A 17,761-nucleotide genomic window follows, 5' to 3' on the forward strand; every position below is an offset into this window, starting at 1 on the left:
CCGTACGACCCATGCCCGAGCGGGAGTTGGGAACACCGGAGCCGTGACGAGGGGGACTCTTGTCCGACGAGGGCCACGGCACTCACGCACCGGACCTCCGGCGTGAGCTGGTCGAGCAGCTGTCCGCGGTGCCCGGGCTCGACGTCCCGGGCAGCCGCGACCTCCTGATCAGCATGCTCGCGGAACGGCTGCCCGAGGTGGGCGAGGTCCGGCGGCACGGCAGCACCCGGCTGGACATCCTGGAGATCGTCCGCAGCTGCCTGCGCGAGCCGCACGGCCTGCGCGAACTGGCCGACACCCTCAGCCTCTACGCCCCCGGCTCCACCCCCGTCCACCGGATCCGGGAGCTCGCCGCCACGCCCCCGCCCTCCCCCGCGCCGGACCTCCTCCCGGTCCTGCCCGACGCCGAGTTACGCGAGGCCCGCGCCCTGCTGGCCCGCGTCCGGCACCTCGACGCGCACGGCCTGCTGTACGCGGCGGCCGACGGGCTCGCCCTCCCCCCGCTCCCCGTCGCCGGCCTCGGCGAGGCGTTCGACCTCCTCGCCCGGGCCAACGCCCGGCCCGACGGCCTCCTCCCGGTCACCGTGCTGATCGAGCACGTCAGCACCGCCCTCGACGACTCCGAGGCCCACCGGGCGACCGCCGGCGCCCTGCGCGCCTGGAACGACACCCGGGCCGCCGCCCTCGGCCTCGCCCCGCAGCTCGCCGCCGTCCGCGCGGACCTCGCCCGCGCCGCCGCCGCACAACCCGCACCCGCCTGCCTCGTTGTCCAGTTGTGCAGAAGCGGAATGGACCCGGACCGGTATCTGCTCTCCCACTGGCGCCAGATCCGGCCCGGCCCCTGGCGGCCCGAGCGCGGAGAGGACCGGCTCGTCACCCTGGACGAGGTCCCCGCCGCCGTGGGCGAACTGGTCGACCGGGCGGAGAAGGAATGGGCCGGCCGCCCCGGCCGCCCCGCCCTGGAGTTCGTCCTCCCCTTCCACCTGCTCAACCATCCGATGGAGTGGCTGACCTCCGGCCCGGACCTCACCACCGCCCTCTGCCTCAGCTACCCGGTGGTCCTGCGCAGCCTCGAACGGATGCGGGCCACCCAGCACCACCGCAAGTGGCACAACCGCTGGCAGCGCCTGCTCGACGGGCCCGACACCGCCTGCCACTGGGACACGGCAGGCCGGCGCGGCCACGACGCCGTCCGGTGGAGCAGCACGCTCGTCGCCGACGAACGGCTCGTCTCCGTCGCCCTCGGCACGCCCCCGCTCCGGGGCCCGGCCGGCGGCCGCTCCCCGCTGGAGACCGCGCTGCGCGCCGGCGTACCGCTGGCGGTCTGGGACCGGCGCCCGGAACCACCCGCCGAGTTCCGCCGGCGCGCCAAGCGCCTTCTGAAAGGAAGGGCGACCGAACTCCCGCAACGCGTCAAGCAGTTGCGGAGCGAGGCCGCCACCGCCGCCGCGGGGCAGCGGGACGTCCACGTGGGGCGGCACCTCGCCGTCCTCTTCGACGACCCCAACCGCCTCGTCGACTGGTCCGGATCACCGGGACCGGCCGCCGCGACCGCGCGCGTCGGACACGACGACGAGGGGGAAACATGAGCGGTGTCCATCATCCGGTCGACAGCAGCCGGAACGGAGGGCACGTCTCCAGCCGCAGCTGGTGGATCTACCGGGGCACCGGCCGGCCCCTGGCCGACATCCGCCTCGCCGACATCCTGCCGCCGCCCCCCGGCTGGCGGAACTTCGACGGCGGCCCCGTGCTGCCCCCCGTACCCGCCGAGAGCGCCGAGACCGACCGCCGCCTCGGCGTCATCGGCCGCGCCACCCCCCGGCAGGACCCGCACGACATCGACCTGATCAACACCGCCCTGCTGCTCCGCCGGCCGCTGCTCGTCACCGGCAGGCCCGGCATCGGCAAGTCCACCCTCGCCTACCTGGTCGCCCGCGAGCTGGGCCTGGGCCGCGTCCTGCACTGGGGCATCACCTCCCGCAGCACCCTGCGCTCCGGCCTGTACGAGTACGACGCCATCGGCCGCGCCCAGGCGTCCCTCGGCGCCCGCCACCGGACCGTCGCCCCCGCGCCCGTCCCCGCCCAGCAGACCGGCACCCCGGCCCAGGACCCGGACGGCGGCGACCCCGCGACCGCGCCCCGCATCGGCGACTTCGTCCGGCTCGGCCCGCTGGGCACCGCCCTGCTCCCGTACGAACTGCCCCGCGTCCTGCTCATCGACGAGCTCGACAAGAGCGACATCGACCTGCCCAACGACCTCCTGCACGTCCTGGAGAACGGCTCCTACGACATCCCCGAACTGGTCCGGGCCCGCCACCAGGAGGGCCGGGCCCGGGTGTTCACCGACGACCCCGACGGCACCGCCCCGGTCACCGACGGACTCGTGCGGTGCCGGGCCTTCCCCTTCGTCGTCATCACCAGCAACGGCGAGCGGCAGTTCCCCGCCGCCTTCCTGCGCCGCTGCGTCCGCCTCGACGTCTCCCCGCCCCGCGAGGACCAGCTCGCCGCGATGATCGCCGCCCACTTCCGGGACCAGGACGGCCGGCACGAGGCCATGATCCAGCGGTTCATGGAGCGCAGCCGGGAACACGGCGGACTCGCCGCCGACCAACTCCTGAACGCCGTCTACCTGCGGTCGGCCGGCGTCCGGGACGACGACGAGACCTGGGGCGAACTGCTCGACGCGCTCTGGCGGCGACTGTCGGGAGCACCCTGATGGACGACGACGCCCGCTCGCTCCCGGAGCCGTTCGAGGTCGCCGAGGCGCTGTGGCTGCACGCGTACCAGACGCTCGCGGCCCGGCTGCCCGCGTTCCCCGACGCCCCGCACCCCCGGCCGGTGCCCCCGCCGGGCCTCGCCGGCCCGACCGAACCCCCCAGACCCAGCGGCCCCGTCGGGCCCCCCGGCGACCCGCCGGCCGGCGGCCCCCGCCCCGGCCGGACGCGACCGCCCGGCGGCGCCCCGCCCCCGGCGGACGGCGCCGCCGCCGGGGCGGGCCTCCCCGCCGGGCCACCGGGCCTGCTCGCCCGGCAGTTCGCGCTGGCCCGGGAGTTCCACGAGGCGCGCGTCCGGGCCGAGCCGCTGCCCGACCTGCGCGACGCCCCCGGCATCGCCCGTCGGCTGCGGCCCCTGAAACAGGTCGTCCCCTCCCCCTTCGACGTCGAACTGGACGAGGAGGCCACCGCCGAGCACGCCGCGGAGGACGGCCTCTGGCTGCCCTACACCCGCCCGTCCGACGAGCGCCGCTTCGACCTGGTGCTCGTCGTCGACGACCACGCCACCATGGCGATCTGGGAACAGACGATCACCGAGTTCACCGCCGTGCTCGAACAGCTGGGCGCCTTCCGGGACGTCCGGATCCGGCGGATCGGCGTCCGCGCCGGCCCCGGCGGCGACGAGGCGGTGCTCCGCGGCCCGGCCGCCGCGCGGGGCTCCGGCGGCTCCCCCGCCGAACTCCTCGACCGGACCGGCCGCCGGATCGTGCTCGTCCTCACCGACGCCCTCGGCCCGCTCTGGCGGTCCGGCGCCGGATCCGGGGCGCTGGAGCTGTGGGCGGCGGCGGGACCGACCGCCGTGGTGCATCTGCTCTCCCAGCGGGACTGGCACCGCACCGCCCTCACGCCCCGCCGGGTACGGCTCGGCAGCCCCCGCTCCGGCGCCCCCAACACCGAACTGACCGTCTCCTTCCCGCCGGAGGAGTACGACCCCTTCGATCCGCCGCCCCCCACCTGGACCGCGCCCGTCCCCGTCCTGGAACTGGACGCCGACTGGCTGGGCCGCTGGGCCGCCCTCGTGGCCGGCGGGACGGGCGCCCCGACGGACGCCTCCGCCCTGCTGCTCGGCGCCCCCGCCCCCGCCGCGCCGGACGAGGACGAAGCGCCGGCCGAACCCGCCCCGCCGACCGTGCAGGAGCGCATCCGCCGCTTCCGCAGCCACGCCACCCCGACCGCCTTCCGGCTCGCGACCCACCTGGCCGCCGCCGTCCTCGACCCCCGGCTCGTCCGGGCGGTGCGGAACCGGCTGGTGCCGGAGGCGCAACCGGTGCACGTGGCCGAGCTGTTCCTCAGCGGACTGGTCGAACAGCCCCCGGCGGACGCGCCGACGGGCACCGCCGCGGGCACCCCGCTGGAGTTCGTCGACGGGGCCCGCGAGGCGCTGCTCGCCGGCGCCCTGCGGGGCGACACCGCGCGGGTCGCGCGCTCGGTCTCCGACTTCTTCGGCGACCGCTCCGAGGCGGCCCGCCGGCTCCACGGCGCCCTGCTCGCACCGGAGGACGTACCCGATCCGCCGCTGACGGAGGAGAGCCTGCCGTTCGTCCGCGTCGAACTGGCGATCCTCCGCGCCCTGTCGGGGCCGTACCTGAGCCGGGCCCACCGGATCAGCGCCGCCCTGTCGGGCAGTTCGCCGGGAGAGTCGCTCATGCCCCGCACCGCGCCATTGGTCCACGATATCCGCGATACCCCCGTACATTCCGACACGGACGGCCCTTCCATGACCGAGACCACTGCCAGTCAGCATGAGCGCGAGAACGGGGTCGCCCAGCGGACCCCGGTCCCGCCGCCCTCCGGCGCGCCGACCCCGGCCTCCGGTACCCCGATCCCGGCCTCCGGCACCACCTCGATCCCGGTCCCGGCCCGGCCCCCGCGCCCCTCCGTACCCGCCGTCTGGGGCAACGTCCCGCCGAACAACCCCAACTTCGTCGGCCGGGAGGACCTGCTCGCGCAGATCAGGGAGCAGCTGCTGACCGGCGACACCTCGGCCGTCCTCCCGCACACGCTGCACGGCATGGGCGGCGTCGGGAAGTCGCAGATCGCCATCGAGTACGTCTACCGGTACGCCGCCGAGTACGACGTCGTCTGGTGGATCCCGTCCGAACAGCCCACGATGATCCTCACCGCGCTCACCGAACTCGCCCAGCGGATGGGCCTGAACGTGAGCGACGAGGCCAACCGGGCCGTCCCCGCCGTCCGCGAGGCGCTGCGCCGCGGCGAGCCGTACGACCGCTGGCTGCTGGTCTTCGACAACGCCGAGAACGTGGAGGCCGTGCGCCCCTACTTCCCCACCGGCGGCACCGGGAAGATCCTCATCACCTCGCGGAACCAGGAGTGGGACCGGGTCGCGCGCACCCTCTCCGTGGACGTCTTCACCCGCGAGGAGAGCAAGGCGCTGCTCCGCCGCCGCGCCCGCGACCTCAGCGACGCCGACGCCGACCGGCTCGCCGAGGCCCTCGGCGACCTGCCGCTCGCCATCGAGCAGGCGGCGGCCTGGCAGGCCGTCACCGGCATGGCCGTCCCCGACTACCTGCGGCTGATCAACGAGAAGATCGCCGAGCTGATGCTCGAACTGGTCCCCTCGCCCGACTACCCGATGTCGGTGGCCGCCGCCTGGGACGTCTCGCTGCGCCAGCTCGAACAGCGCAACCCGGCCGCCCTCCAGCTCCTCCAGGTCTGCTCCTTCTTCGCGCCCGAGCCGATCTCCCGCTCGCTCTTCAACAACGCGCGGACCACCACCATCGCCCCCGAGCTGGACGAGGCGCTGCGGCACCCGATCAAGCTGGGCCGCGCCATCCGCGAGATCAACATCTACGCCCTGGCCCGGATCGAGCACCGGCACGACACCATCCAGCTCCACCGCCTGGTCCAGGCGGTGCTCGTCAACCGCATGTCCCCGCAGCAGCAGGCCGACATGCGGCACGGCGCGCACCTCCTGCTCGCCGACGCCAACCCCGGCAGCCCCTCCACGCGGGCGCTCTGGCCCCGCTACCAGGAGCTGCTGCCGCACGTGGTGGTCTCCCGGGCGGTCGAGTGCGAGTCGCCGTGGGCCCGCCGGCTCATCCGGGAGATGGCGGAGTTCCTCTACGCCTGGGGCGACCACGCGGGCTCCGCGAAGATGGCCCGCGAGGCGCTGGAGATCTGGACGGAGAAGTTCGGCGCCGAGGACCAGCTCACGCTGGAGATGGCGAAGTGGCTGGCCTTCATCCTGCGGGTGCTCGGCGAGTACCAGGAGGCCGCCGCGATGATGGAGCACACCGCGGACGTCTACCTGCGGACCGCGGGCGAGGAGGACGAGGGCACCCTCGACGCCCTCATCCAGCTCTGCAGCGGGCTGCGGCTGCGCGCCGAGATGGCGCGCGGCCTGGAGATCAACCGGCAGGTGTACGAGCGCTCCCTGCGGGTCTTCGGCGAGGACGACCCGGCCGCCCTGCGCGCCGCCCACAGCCTCGGCGTCGGCCTGCGCCTGATGGGCCTCTACCAGGAGGCGCGGGCGTACGACACGGAGACCGCCCGGCTGCGGGCGCTCGCCCTGGGCGAGGACCACGTCGAGACCCTCAACACCCTCGTCGGCCTGGCCATCGACATCCGCGAGACGGGCGACTACCTGGAGGCCGCCGCCCACCTGGAGGACGTCTACGCCCGCTACCTCGCCACCTTCGGCGAGGACAACCACGTCACCCTCGGCTGCGCCCGCGTCCTCGCGGTCTGCCGCCGCCGCGCGGGCGACCACGAAGGGGCGCTGGCGCTCAGCGAGATGGCCTGGTCGAAGTTCGCGACCCGGTACGGCGCCGACCACCCGGACGCCGTCGCCTGCGCCGCCAACCTCGTCGTGGACCTGCGCCAGGACGGGCAGCTGCGGCGGTCCAGGGAGCTGGGCGAGGCGACGCTGGAGCGGTACGCGGCGAAGCTCGGCGCCTCCCACCCGTACACGCTGTCCGCCCGGGTCAACCTGGCGATCACCCTGCGCCACCTGGGCGAGCAGGCCGCCGCCGGGGCGCATCTCGACGTGGCGCTCCCGGGGCTGCGCGCCTCGCTGGGCGACGACCACGTCCTCACGCTGACGGCGGCGATCGGCGCCGCCAGCCAGGCCGCCGCGGAGGAGCGGCACGAGGAGGCCCTGGAGCTCGACCGGCGGACCCTGGAGGCCCTGACCCGCGTCTTCGGCGCCGACCACCCGACCACGCTGGCCTGCGCGACCAACGTGGTCCTGGACCTGCGGGCGCTGGACCGCGCCGCGGAGGCCACGGCCCTGCAGACCGAGACGCTGGAGGGATTCCGGCGGCGGCTCGGCGAGGACCACCCGGCGACCGTGTCCTCCACCGCCGGCCGCCGGGCGGACGTCGACATCGCCCCGGTCCCCTTCTAGTGCCGGGCGCCGCCGGGCCCCGGGGTCCTCACGGTCCCGGGGCCGCGTCGGCGGCGACCGGGGGCGAGGTCTCCGGGCCGGTGCGGCCGTCCGGGATCTTGCGCTCGACGGGCGGGCCCTGCGGCGCGTCGGCCGGGCGGCGCAGCAGCCGGATCAGCGGGCCGGTCGCCGCGGTCGTCAGCAGCGCCATCACGACGAGCAGCGCGTAGAGGCGGGGGCCGATCACCCCGGCCCGGAGGCCGACGTCGAGCACGATGAGCTCGGTGAGACCGCGGGTGTTGAGCAGGACGCCGATCAGCAGCGCGTCCCGCCACGGCCTGCGGGCGCCGCGCGCCGACAGCACCCCCGCGCCCACCTTGCCCACCACCGCCGCGGCGACTATCACCCCGAGGATCAGCAGGTCGGAGCCGTGCAGTCCGCCGAGCACGACGGCCATGCCGGAGATCGCGAAGAACACCGGGAGCAGCAGCCCGCCGATGGACTGGAAGGGACCGAGGAGCCGGGCGTCCGGGGTCCCGTCGGGCAGCCGGGGCATGACGACCCCGGCAAGGAGCGCGCCGAAGATGAGGTGCAGGCCGAGCGCGTGGGTGGCCCAGGCGGAGGCGAGGGCGACGGTGGCGACGACCGGCACCGCGTGGGCCGCGCCGCCGCCCGGGCGGCGCGTCCACCGGACCAGCAGGGGCCGTACCGCGAAGACCATCACCAGCAGGTAGCCGGCGAGCAGGACCGCCTTGACGGCCCACTCCCGCGCCGCGCCCTGCGCGCCGCCGACCAGGACGAGGGCGAGGACCGGCCAGCTCAGGGCGTCGATGACGCCGGCCGCGGCCATCGCGATCGTGCCCGGTCCGGTCCGGGCGATCCCCTGGTCCTTGAGGATGCCGGCGAGGACCGGGACGGCCGTGATGGAGAGCGCGACCGCCATGTAGAGGACGAAGGTGGCGTCGACCGGCCGCCCGTCGTTGACCTCCGCGAAGGCGCCGGGCAGGAGCAGGACGATGGCGGCGCCCAGGGCCATGGGGAGGGCGAAGCCGGTCAGCGAGACGGCGGTGACCGTCCTGCGGTGGCGGAGCAGTCCGAGGTCGAGCTCGTAGCCGACGGCGAAGAGGAAGAAGACCAGGGCGACTTGGGCCAGCGAGGCGAGGACGGGCTGGATCTCGTCCGGGAAGAGCCTCTCGTGCACCCCGCCGGGCAGCAGGCCGAGCAGGCTGGGGCCGAGCGCGATCCCCGCGAACAGTTTTCCGATGACCGGGGGTTGGCCGCATTTTCGGGCCAGCGCGCCGGCCGCGTGGGAGGCGGCGATCACCACGGCGAGGGCCGCGACGACGTGCGCGACGACGGAGTCCATGCTCACGGCATTCCCCTTCTTGCGGCCGCGCGACCTGCGCCGGAGCCCCTGCGCAGTGTAGCCGCCCGGAGCGCAAGTGCCTTATCGTGAAAGCCATTTGGCGTACGCCGGGACGGACGGGGGACTGCGGTGACGACGGTGCTGTTCGTACACGGCACGGGGGTGCGCGAGCCCGGCTACTCCGAGAGCCTGGAGCGGGTACGGGAGGGGCTGCGGCCCGTCCGGCCCGACGTCACGGTGACTCCCTGTTACTGGGGCGGCACGGCGGGCTCCGCGCTGCGGTCCGGCGGCCTGTCGGTGCCGGGGTACGGGACCGGGCGCGAGGCGGCGGACCTGGGAGCGCCGGGCGCGCCGGGCTCCGGCGACGACGACGACGTCGAGCTGTGGGGGCTGCTCTACCTCGATCCCCTGCTCGAACTGCGCCTGGCCGCCGCGGGATCCGGCGAGCGCGTCGAACGGGCGCCGGGCGCGGTGCCGCCGGGCGGGGCGCTGTCCGCGGCGGCCCAGGCGCTCGGCGGGGACGACCGGCTGCGGGAGCTGCTCGACGCGGCCGGGATCCGGGCCGAGTTCGCCGCCGCGGTGGCCGCCGTGCTCACCTCGCCGGAGGGCCGCGATCTGCTGCGCTCCCCCGCCGCGGAAGCCGGACCCGACATCCTGGCCAGGGCGTTCGTCGCCGAGGCGGTACGCCGCCGGGCCGGCCTGAGCGGTTCCGGCACCGCTTTCGACGGGACCGCCCGGGACGCGGCGGTCGCCCGGATCACCGGCCTGCTCGCCGAGGCCCTGCCCGCCGGGAGCGGTCCGGGCACGCACCGGGGCCCGGTCGTCCGCGGCGTGAAGCGGCTCGCGGGACGGCTCGCCCTCGGTCTGGCCTCGGCGCAGGCGGTGAAGCGCAGATCGGCGCTGACCGACGCGGCCCACCCGGCGGCCGGGGACGTCCTGCTCTACCTGGCCAGGGGCGGCGCGATCCGCGAGCTCGTCGCCCGGGCGGTGCGGGCCGCCGAGCCTCCGGTGGTGCTGCTGGCCCACAGCCTCGGCGGCATCGCCTCGCTGGACCTGCTGGTCGAGCGGGAACTGCCGGAGGTCGAACTGCTGGTGACGGTCGGCTCGCAGGCCCCGTTCCTGTACGAGCTGGGGGCGCTGCCGAGCCTCGAGCACGGCCGCCCGCTGCCCGCCCGCGTACCGCGCTGGATCAATGTGTACGACCCCCGGGACCTGCTCGGCTACATCGGCTCCGGGGTCTTCCCGGGGCGGGTCGAGGACGTCGCCGTGGACGGCCGGCAGCCGTTCCCGCTCGCGCACAGCGCCTACTGGGGCAATCCGGAGCTGTACCGCCTCCTCGCGGCGGAGCTGCCGTGACCGAGGCCCGCCCGGAGCGGACGCACGCGCTCGTCGTCGGCGCGGAGCGGTACGGGGCGGGACCGTCCTGGGACCTGCCGGGGCCCGCCGCCGACGCCCGCCGCTTCACCGCCTGGCTGCGCGGACGCGGGGTGCCCGCCGCGCACATCTCGCTGCTGCTCGCGCCCCTGCCGGGGACGGGCGGTCCCGAGGTGGACGTACCGGAGGGGACGGCGGGGCGGGAGGCCGTGCAGGAGGTGCTGACCCGGCGGCTGCCGGCCCTGGAGGGCGACCTGCTGTGGGTGTTCTGGGGCGGGCACGGCGTCACCGACCCGCAGGGGCACCGGCGGCTCTTCTACGCCGACGCGGGCCCCGACGACCGGCGCAACCTCGACCTGGACGCCTGGCTGACCGCCTTCACCACCGATCTCGTGCCCGGCTTCCGGCGGCAGATCTGGCTGGTGGACTCCTGCCAGACCTTCGTCGAGGACCTGATGCTCGCCCGCTCGCTGCCCCAGGACCTGCCGCCGGGCGGCGACCGGCTGCCGGGCCGGGAGCAGTTCGTGCTGCTGGCCGCCGCGCCCGGGCAGCGCGCCGCCAACGACCCGGTGGGGCGGACCGGGGCGTTCTCCCGTACCGTGCTGGCGGCGCTGGCCGCCCCGGACGGCACCGGCGCGTGGCCGCCCGACATGGGAGCCCTCGCCGACACCGTGCTGCGGGAGTTCACCGGCGACGGCCAGCGGCCGACCTCGCTCTGGCACCGGTCCTGGGCGGGCGACGAGCACCGCCTCGACGCCTCCGCCGCGTCCCCGGCGCCCGCCCGGCCCGCCGCCGACGCCGCCCCGCCCCAGGCGCCCGCTCCCACCGCAGCCGCCGTGCCCGCCGCCCGGTCCGGGGAGCCGGTGCCCGACGCGGGCCTCGCCGCGCTCATCGGACTGCTGGCCGGCTGGCCCAGCATGACGGACCAGAACCAGCGGCAGCTCGTCCTCGGGATGCTCCCCGCCGACCTGGCCGGCGCCATCCCCCGGCTCGGGGCGGCCCGGCCCGACATCATCAGCATCGTGCGGTCCTGCCGGCGCCACCCCGGCGGCCTCGCCGCCCTCGTCGAGGCGCTCACACTGCTCGAACCGGGGTCGCTGGAGCAGCGCGAGCTGGCCGAGTGGGCAGAGCGCTGGCTGGGACCGCGACCAGGGGGCGTACCCGCCTGATCACGCCCTTCCGGAAGGCTTTCCGCTGCGTCATCATGAAAGGCCGACGGGTTCAGGCACGGCAAGGGGGATGTTCGATGCACACGTCCGACGCCTACACGGGGCCGGAGTACCTGGGATCCGAACTGGTCGATCTCAGCGAGGTGCCGCTGACCGTCCTCAAGGCGCAGCACCCCCGCCTGCACGCGGGCTCGCTGGAGCGGCTGCTCCGTCAGGTCGAGCGCCCCCGGGTCAACTTCGCCAGCGACGGGCCGCCCAAGCGGTTCGACTGAGGTTCCCGGGGAGGGGATCCGTGCAGACCGACGCAGGTCACCAGCCCGCCCGTGCCGCGCACCATCTCGTCCCCTCGGCGCACTTCGACGCCCTCGCCGCCGGCCGGGGCGGCCCCGCCGCCGTCCGCTTCCTGCGCACCACCGAGTACAGCCGGCGGCTCCTGCTGCTGCGGGCCCTGCTCGACACGGCCGGGCGGACGCCCGGCGCGCTCGGGCCGCTGCCGGCCGTGGACAGCGCGTGGTCGGCGCTGACCGCCGCCCAGGCGCGGGCCCCCGAGGAGTTCCGGGAGCTGCTGCTGCTCCCGCAGGTCGGCAGCTGGCTGGGCCACGGGCTGCGCCGGCTGCGGCACACCGCCTGGGGCGACGGCCCGCTCTGGACCGACCTCGGGCACATGTACGCGCTCTGCGCCGTCGCCGCGCTGCGCGCCGGGGTGCCGCTGCGCACCACCGTGCCGCTGCGGGACGGCGCCGTGATGTTCCCCGGCCTGGGCCTCGCGGTGCTGCCGGGGCGGCCGCCGCTCGGCACGGCGGAGGTGGCCGTGGAGGCGGGCCGGCTGACGGTCGAGCCGCACCGGGAGCGCGTCGGCCCGCCCGCGCCGCCGGCCGCTCCGCAGGGCGACGCGCCGGGCTGGCTGGCGCTGCGGGGGCTGCGGGCGCGGGTGGCGGGGCGGCCGGTGGACTGCCGGCTCGACGACGTCGACCCCTACCGGGACCTGGGGGATCCGCGCCCTCCGGACCGGCTCCCGGCCGAGGAGCGGGAGCGCTGGCAGGACGGCTTCGGGCGGGCGCTGGAGGTCCTGGAGGCGTGCGACCCGGAGTCGGCGGAGGCCCTGGTGGCGGGGTTACGGAGCCTGACCCCGGTGGACCCGTCACCGACCGGGGTGGTGCTCAGCGCCTCGTCCGGCGACGCCTTCGGCGGTGTGCTGGCCTCGCTGCCGCCGGACCCGGTGACCTTCGCGGTGACGCTCGTCCACGAGTTCCAGCACACGAAACTGGGCGCGCTGCTGCACCTGCTGACGCTGGAGCGGGACGGCGGCGAGGAACGCCACCACGCCCCCTGGAGGGAGGACCCCCGCCCGCTGAGCGGCCTCCTCCAGGGGGCGTACGCCTTCCTGGGCATCACCGACTTCTGGTCCCGGCACCTGGACCGGGCGCCGCGCGCCGAGCGGGCGACGGCCGAGTTCGAGTTCGCGCTCAGCCGCCGGCAGACGCGGGAGGCCGTCCGGACCCTCGCCGCCGACCCGGCGCTGACGGCGTACGGGCGCCGCTTCGTGGCCGGCATGGCGGCCCGGCTGGACGGCTGGTCGGGCGACCCCCGGGTGCGGCCCGCGATCGACTCCTGGGCGGCCCTCGCGGCCGCCGACCACCGCACCGAATGGCGCATCCGGCACCTGGCCCCGTCGCCCTCCGCCGTACGCGCCCTGGCCGGCGCCTTCCTCTCCTCCACGGCACCGCCCGGAGTCCCGCCCCCGACCCTCGCCCCCGACCTCACCACCCGCTGGACCCACACCCGCGCCCGCCTGATCCGCCACCGCCTGGCCCGGCCCCCCGCCGCCGAACCGCCCGCCCCCGCCGCCGACCACGCCCTCCTCGCCGGCGACCCGGAAGCCGCCACGGCCTACACGCACCTCCTCGCGGAGGACCCCGAATCCCCGGAGGCGTGGACCGGCCTGGCCCTCGCCGTCGCCACCACCCCCACGACCCGCCCCCTCCTGAACCACCCCGAACTCCTCCGCCCCCTCCACCGCGAACTCCGCACCCTGGGCACCCCCACCACCCCCACCACCCTCGCCCACTGGCTCGCCACCCCCCTCCCCACCACCTGAGGGCTCGTCAACGAACGTGTGTCCGAGGCCCCTTGTAGGCTTGTCAGACATCTGTGCCCGGTCACGGATGCAAAGGGGGAAGCATGGATTTCGCGGAGGAATGGAACCAGCTCAAAGCCGACGCGCTGCGCAGGCGCGAGACGAGCATGGCGCTCGCGTCGGCCGACGGAGGCGGGGGCGGGGGCTCCGCCGGCGTCCAGCAGTCCGATCTGGGGCTCCGGGACGCACCGATCCGTTCGAAGGCGTCGGGGTTGGTGGTCGCGAACGGCGAAGCCAAGGGCAAGACCAAGCTGGACGACGCGGCCGCCGTCGGCGGGACGCACGCGGGCTGGGAGGCGGGGGGTGCCAGCAACAGCTGCGTGACCGCGTGGCAGCGGCGGCTGCGCTCCCTCGGCGACCTCGTCGACGACGCCGCCGACGCCCTGACGAAGGGCATGGACGCCCAGATCAGCGAGGACGGATCCGTCGCCGCCCAGCTCCGGGCGGCGGCCGATTGGCTGGAGGACGCCTGATGGTCTCCGTACCCGAACTCACCGGCGCCAGGCCCCAGCAGTGGCGCGAAGCGGCGGACGACGCCGTCGCCGCGGCCAAGCAGTGCGACTCCCTGGCCTCCTACGCGCGCGACGAGGTCGCCGCGACGCTCCGCCAGTGCTGGGTGGGCGACGCCGGCCGGGCCGCCCGCGAGAAGTTCGTCAAGCACGCGGGCGACTACGAGGCCGCGTCGGTCGGCCTCCGCGCCATGGCCCGCACCTACGACGACCTCGCCGAGGCCATCGCCGCCGCGCAGCGCGACCTGTCGAGCGCGCTGGACTACGCACGTCGGCAGGGGTTCACCGTCGACGACAGCGGGCGGGTCAACCTCGCACCGGGCGAAAAGGACGCGGAGGACAAGGAGGCCGAACGGTCCCAGGCCCAGGGCGTCATCACCGACGCGCTGACGCGAGCGAGCCGGGCCGACACGAACGCCGCCCGCTCGCTGCGGACCGTCGAGGGCATGACGGCCCTCGGCGACGCGAAGCTCGCCGAGGCGGCGCTCCAGCCGAACAGCCCCCTCGCCATCGCCCTGCGCCTCACCGGCGGCCTGGACGGACTCCACCCCATCAACGTCCCTCCGAACGTCCTGTCGGCCGTCAACCTCGCGTCTGCCGAGACCGGCATCAGCCGCAAACTGCTCCTCTCGATCCTCTGGCAGGAGCAGCAGTGGTACCAGAACCACAACCCCAGCCTCCGGGGCCCGCTCACCGAGTTCGGCCGCTTCTTCGACTGGAGCCTGACCCTCGGCCCAAAACCGGACAAGTCCCTGGGCATCACCCACATGAAGACGGACACGGCCCGAGAGGTCGTCGAGAACTACCGGGACAAGTTCCGGCTGGAGGACGGCCGGTACCTCGCCGACCTCAGCGACCACGAGCTCGCGGCTCTGATCGAGCACCAGCCCGAGCTGGACGTCCGGCTCAGCGCCTACCACCTGGCCGCCCTCAAGGAGGATGAGCACGGCGCCAAGACCGACAAGCAGCTCTTCACCCTCTACGCCGCCGACACCCCCGACGTACGGGAGAAGAACGAGCAGTACGGTGACGAGTCGGAGCACCGGGGCGGCGACATCAAGGCCCGGGGCAGGAACTGGGACGCGATCGAGCCGCACCTCGACGACGCCATGGCCTGGGGGGCCCTGACCGACGAGGAACGGCTGGAGGCCATCCGGCACCTGGAGTCGCAGACGCCGGCCGGCCACCACGTCTCGCTCGAAACGCTCTACCGCTCCGGCCAGACCACCGGGACGGGAACCGGCGAGCCGGAGCCCGGCACGCCGTCACCCAGCCCCGGCCCCGCTCCGACCCCGCCAGGAAACGACTGACCATGAAGAAGACGCTGCGCGCCCTCGTCCCGGTGCTCCTCCTGCTCGCCGTCACCGGGTGCGCCGGGTTCGAGCCGCGCGGAGGTGAGCCGCTGGTGCCCATGCCGTCCCACGTACCCGAAGGCCCTGTCTACGACTCGGCAGACGACGTCGTGGCGGCGCTGGAGCGGGCGGGGCTCCCGTGCAAGGTGATCCGGCAACCGAGCACGAGTACCGCGGCCTGCACCACCGTGATCGACGGAACGACGGTGGAGAACCAGATCCAGGCGCTGAACACCACCGACTTCACGCGGGACGAGGTCGGTGACTCCATCGACAGCTGGCGGAGCCGCGGCACCACGATCGTGGCGGCGGGCAACTGGTTCGTCCGTGTCCTGCCCAACTGGAACGCCCGCTATTCCGTCCGGATCGCCGAAGCCCTGGACGCCGTCGTCCTCCCGCCCCCCTACCCCCTCCCCGACATCCCGGAGAAGCCCGCCTACGCCACGGTGGGGGCCCTCGCCGACGCGATGGAGAAGGCGGGGTTCTGCCCCGGGCACAAGGAAGCCGGCAAGGAGGAGGCGGCCTGCGGGACCCGGCTGCCGGAGAAGGACGCCCGGACCTGCTCCGGTCGGTCGTACCTGCAGCTGTACGGCAGCGCCAGGGAGCGGGACGACGCCTTGCGGCTGACGATCCGCAACGGCCGGGCGGCCGCGCTGATCGTGACCGCAGGGAACTGGACCGCGAGGTTCTGCGACAGCGCCCAGGCGCAGCGGGTCGCCGACGCGTTCGGTGCCGCCTTCGTCGATCACCGGATCCAGGAGGAGCCGTACGGCTGAGGGCCCGCGCGGGTCACTCCACGAGTCGGATCCGGATGCCCGCGGTGCGGTGTCCGGACCCCCTCAGCCGGCTGCCCAGCAGGCCGAGCCGCGCGACCAGGCCGTACTTGCGCTTCATCAGGTCGAGGTAGTGCGCGGTGTCCTGGTCGGCGGGCAGGTCGGCGATCCCGGGCACGGGCTCGCCCTTCGGGGTTCCCCGCCAGTCGCAGGGGGCGACGGTGACCCGGCCGCCGTTGCGGATCCGTTTGACCTTGCCGGCGTCGGCCGCGCTCCAGAGGGCCAGGCAGTCCCCGTCCCTCATCACCCACACCGGAGTGGGCACGGCCCGCCCGTCCCGGCGGAACGTCGTGAGAAGTACGTACCTGCACGCCGCCAGGCGCTCAACGGAACTGCCCGGTAAGGGCGCTGACGCGGATGAGGAGATGTTCATCCCGCTAGACTAACTGGTTAGTTAGGTAATGTCGCCGCGAAACCGCCGCGGTGTCCGCCCCGACGACGAGGAGTGCCGCGTGCTGAGCTTCGCCTGGGCCGTGCTCGCCGGATTCGCCCTGGGTACACCGGCCGTCCCCTTCGGCCTCTCGATCTCCCTCGCCCCTCCCGTCGCCCTCGTCGCCGTGCTCGTCGGCGCCGCCGGGTGCCTGGTGTCCGCCGTTTTCGCGGCCGGGTGGTTGCGTACCCGATGGCGGGCCCGGCGCCCGGTGCGACGGCCCGTCACCGCCGGCCCGGCGCCCGAACGCCGCCGGAACCGCCTCGACAGCGCCACCGGCCGGCGGGCCCGGCGCGTGGTGGACCGGTACGGCGTGATCGGCTTCGGCATCATCGGGCCGGCGCTCTTCGGCACCTGGGGATCCGCCCTGCTGGGCACGGCGCTGGGTTTGCCCCGGTGGCGGCTGATCGGCTGGCTCATGGCGGGTGTCACGCTCTGGTGCACCGTCATGCTGCTCGCCTCCGAGGCGCTGATCGACGCCCTCGGGCTCGGGTGACGGCACCCGCGCGGACCCGCCCCCCGACCGGCCGCGACCATGATCCCTACGCCCCGGTAAGGCCCTTGGGGCGCCTGTAGCATGGCCTCCATGTCCCGAGCCGAGGCCACCAAGGCGCGCATCCTCCAGGCGGCGACCGAGGAGTTCGCGGCGTACGGGATCGCGGGGGCGCGCGTCGACCGGATCGCCAAGGCCGCCTCGGCGAACAAGAACCTCATCTACGTCTACTTCTGCAACAAGGACGGGCTCTTCGACGCCGTCTTCGACGCCCACGTCGGGCGGGGCCTCGACATGGTGCCCTTCACCCCCGACGACCTGCCGGACTACGCCGGGCGCCTGTTCGACTTCTACCAGGAGCACCCCGAGGTGCTCCGCCTCGCGACCTGGCACCGGCTGGAACGCGGCACCGCCGCGGAACGGGAGCCCGCCGTCGCCCGGCCGGCCCGCGACGCGAAGCTCGCCTCGCTGGAAGCGGCGCAGAAGGCCCGAGGGGGCATACCGCCCTTCACCCCGGCCATGCTCCTCCCCCTCGTCCTGGCCCTCGCCTCGGCCTGGAGCCCCACGAACGCCGCGAGCGCGCCGGCGACGACCGCCCCGGCACCGGACGCCGCGGCATGCCGCGGCGCCGTCGTGGAGGCCGTGCGCCGCCTCCTGTGACAGGCGCGCTTCTGCGCCGGGGGCGTGAACCGTCCAGGTGATACCGGCGTGTCGCCACGGGATCCCGGATCGGGAAGGTGCACCGTGGGAACGAAGAAGCCCGCGGTCGCAGGAAAATCCTTCCTGCGCCCACGGGCCGCGGTGGGGCGGGTGGGACTCGAACCCACGGCCGACGGATTATGAGTCCGCTGCTCTAACCGGCTGAGCTACCGCCCCCGACGTTGACGCGCGTACAAGTGTGCGCGCCGTCCTGCCGCAGCATAGCCGCTCATACGATCTCCTGCTCCGGAAGATCGGCACGAGCGGGTCTGCTCGTCCA

The 17,761-nt window shown here is 75.1% G+C and carries 14 protein-coding genes and 1 tRNA gene; 12 read left to right on the forward strand and 3 right to left on the reverse strand.

Annotation, left to right across the window (positions count from 1 at the left end; genetic code table 11):
* Positions 1-59 precede the first annotated feature (59 nt).
* The 3 genes from ACIGHB_RS21880 to fxsT are packed head-to-tail and all read left to right on the forward strand — an operon-like array spanning position 60 to position 7,140.
* Positions 60-1,589 carry a hypothetical protein gene (locus ACIGHB_RS21880; RefSeq protein ID WP_360311286.1) on the forward strand — a complete coding sequence of 510 codons (1,530 nt, stop codon included), beginning with the start codon at positions 60-62 and terminating at the stop codon, positions 1,587-1,589.
* Complete coding sequence (locus ACIGHB_RS21885; RefSeq protein ID WP_399915232.1) at positions 1,586-2,716, forward strand: AAA family ATPase; 1,131 nt, start codon at positions 1,586-1,588, stop codon at positions 2,714-2,716. Before ACIGHB_RS21880 ends, ACIGHB_RS21885 begins: the two co-directional genes overlap by 4 nt.
* Positions 2,716-7,140, forward strand: a complete 4,425-nt coding sequence (gene fxsT / locus ACIGHB_RS21890; RefSeq protein WP_399915234.1) for an FxSxx-COOH system tetratricopeptide repeat protein — start codon at positions 2,716-2,718, stop codon at positions 7,138-7,140. Before ACIGHB_RS21885 ends, fxsT begins: the two co-directional genes overlap by 1 nt.
* A gap of 28 nt (positions 7,141-7,168) precedes the next feature.
* Here fxsT and ACIGHB_RS21895 read toward each other — a convergent pair whose 3' ends face one another.
* Positions 7,169-8,485 carry a cation:proton antiporter gene (locus ACIGHB_RS21895; RefSeq protein ID WP_399915641.1) on the reverse strand — a complete coding sequence of 439 codons (1,317 nt, stop codon included), beginning with the start codon at positions 8,483-8,485 and terminating at the stop codon, positions 7,169-7,171.
* A 138-nt stretch (positions 8,486-8,623) separates the two neighbouring features.
* On the opposite strand from ACIGHB_RS21895, the gene ACIGHB_RS21900 reads away from it, so the two are divergent.
* From ACIGHB_RS21900 to ACIGHB_RS21930, 7 genes are all read left to right on the forward strand, one after another.
* Positions 8,624-9,841, forward strand: a complete 1,218-nt coding sequence (locus ACIGHB_RS21900) for a hypothetical protein (protein ID WP_399915236.1) — start codon at positions 8,624-8,626, stop codon at positions 9,839-9,841.
* On the forward strand, positions 9,838-11,028 hold the full coding sequence (locus tag ACIGHB_RS21905; protein ID WP_399915238.1) for a caspase family protein: 1,191 nt from the start codon (positions 9,838-9,840) through the stop codon (positions 11,026-11,028). Before ACIGHB_RS21900 ends, ACIGHB_RS21905 begins: the two co-directional genes overlap by 4 nt.
* A 77-nt stretch (positions 11,029-11,105) precedes the next feature.
* On the forward strand, positions 11,106-11,300 hold the full coding sequence (locus ACIGHB_RS21910; protein ID WP_360307686.1) for a hypothetical protein: 195 nt from the start codon (positions 11,106-11,108) through the stop codon (positions 11,298-11,300).
* A gap of 20 nt (positions 11,301-11,320) precedes the next feature.
* A complete protein-coding gene (locus tag ACIGHB_RS21915; protein WP_399915241.1) occupies positions 11,321-13,126 on the forward strand; it encodes an HEXXH motif domain-containing protein in 1,806 nt (601 codons plus the stop codon).
* Positions 13,127-13,209: 83 nt separating this feature from the next.
* Positions 13,210-13,638 carry a hypothetical protein gene (locus ACIGHB_RS21920; protein WP_399915243.1) on the forward strand — a complete coding sequence of 143 codons (429 nt, stop codon included), beginning with the start codon at positions 13,210-13,212 and terminating at the stop codon, positions 13,636-13,638.
* Positions 13,638-14,984, forward strand: a complete 1,347-nt coding sequence (locus ACIGHB_RS21925; RefSeq protein ID WP_399915245.1) for a hypothetical protein — start codon at positions 13,638-13,640, stop codon at positions 14,982-14,984. Before ACIGHB_RS21920 ends, ACIGHB_RS21925 begins: the two co-directional genes overlap by 1 nt.
* Positions 14,985-14,986: 2 nt before the next feature.
* A complete protein-coding gene (locus ACIGHB_RS21930) occupies positions 14,987-15,802 on the forward strand; it encodes a hypothetical protein (protein WP_399915247.1) in 816 nt (271 codons plus the stop codon).
* A gap of 13 nt (positions 15,803-15,815) precedes the next feature.
* On the opposite strand, the gene ACIGHB_RS21935 is transcribed toward ACIGHB_RS21930, so the two are convergent.
* A complete protein-coding gene (locus ACIGHB_RS21935; protein WP_399915249.1) occupies positions 15,816-16,232 on the reverse strand; it encodes a PPOX class F420-dependent oxidoreductase in 417 nt (138 codons plus the stop codon).
* A 79-nt stretch (positions 16,233-16,311) separates the two neighbouring features.
* Here ACIGHB_RS21935 and ACIGHB_RS21940 point away from each other — a divergent pair, with 79 nt between their 5' ends.
* Positions 16,312-16,785, forward strand: a complete 474-nt coding sequence (locus ACIGHB_RS21940) for a hypothetical protein (RefSeq protein ID WP_399915251.1) — start codon at positions 16,312-16,314, stop codon at positions 16,783-16,785.
* Between the two features lie 90 nt (positions 16,786-16,875).
* The gene (locus tag ACIGHB_RS21945) at positions 16,876-17,442 is read left to right on the forward strand and encodes a TetR family transcriptional regulator (RefSeq protein WP_399915253.1); all 567 of its coding nucleotides are present in this window, start codon (positions 16,876-16,878) and stop codon (positions 17,440-17,442) included.
* Between the two features lie 142 nt (positions 17,443-17,584).
* On the opposite strand, the gene ACIGHB_RS21950 is transcribed toward ACIGHB_RS21945, so the two are convergent.
* A tRNA-Ile gene (locus ACIGHB_RS21950) sits at positions 17,585-17,658 on the reverse strand.
* Between the last annotated feature and the right edge of the window lie 103 nt (positions 17,659-17,761).

This window comes from Streptomyces sp. NPDC085460, assembly GCF_044541975.1.
GTDB lineage: Bacteria > Actinomycetota > Actinomycetes > Streptomycetales > Streptomycetaceae > Streptomyces.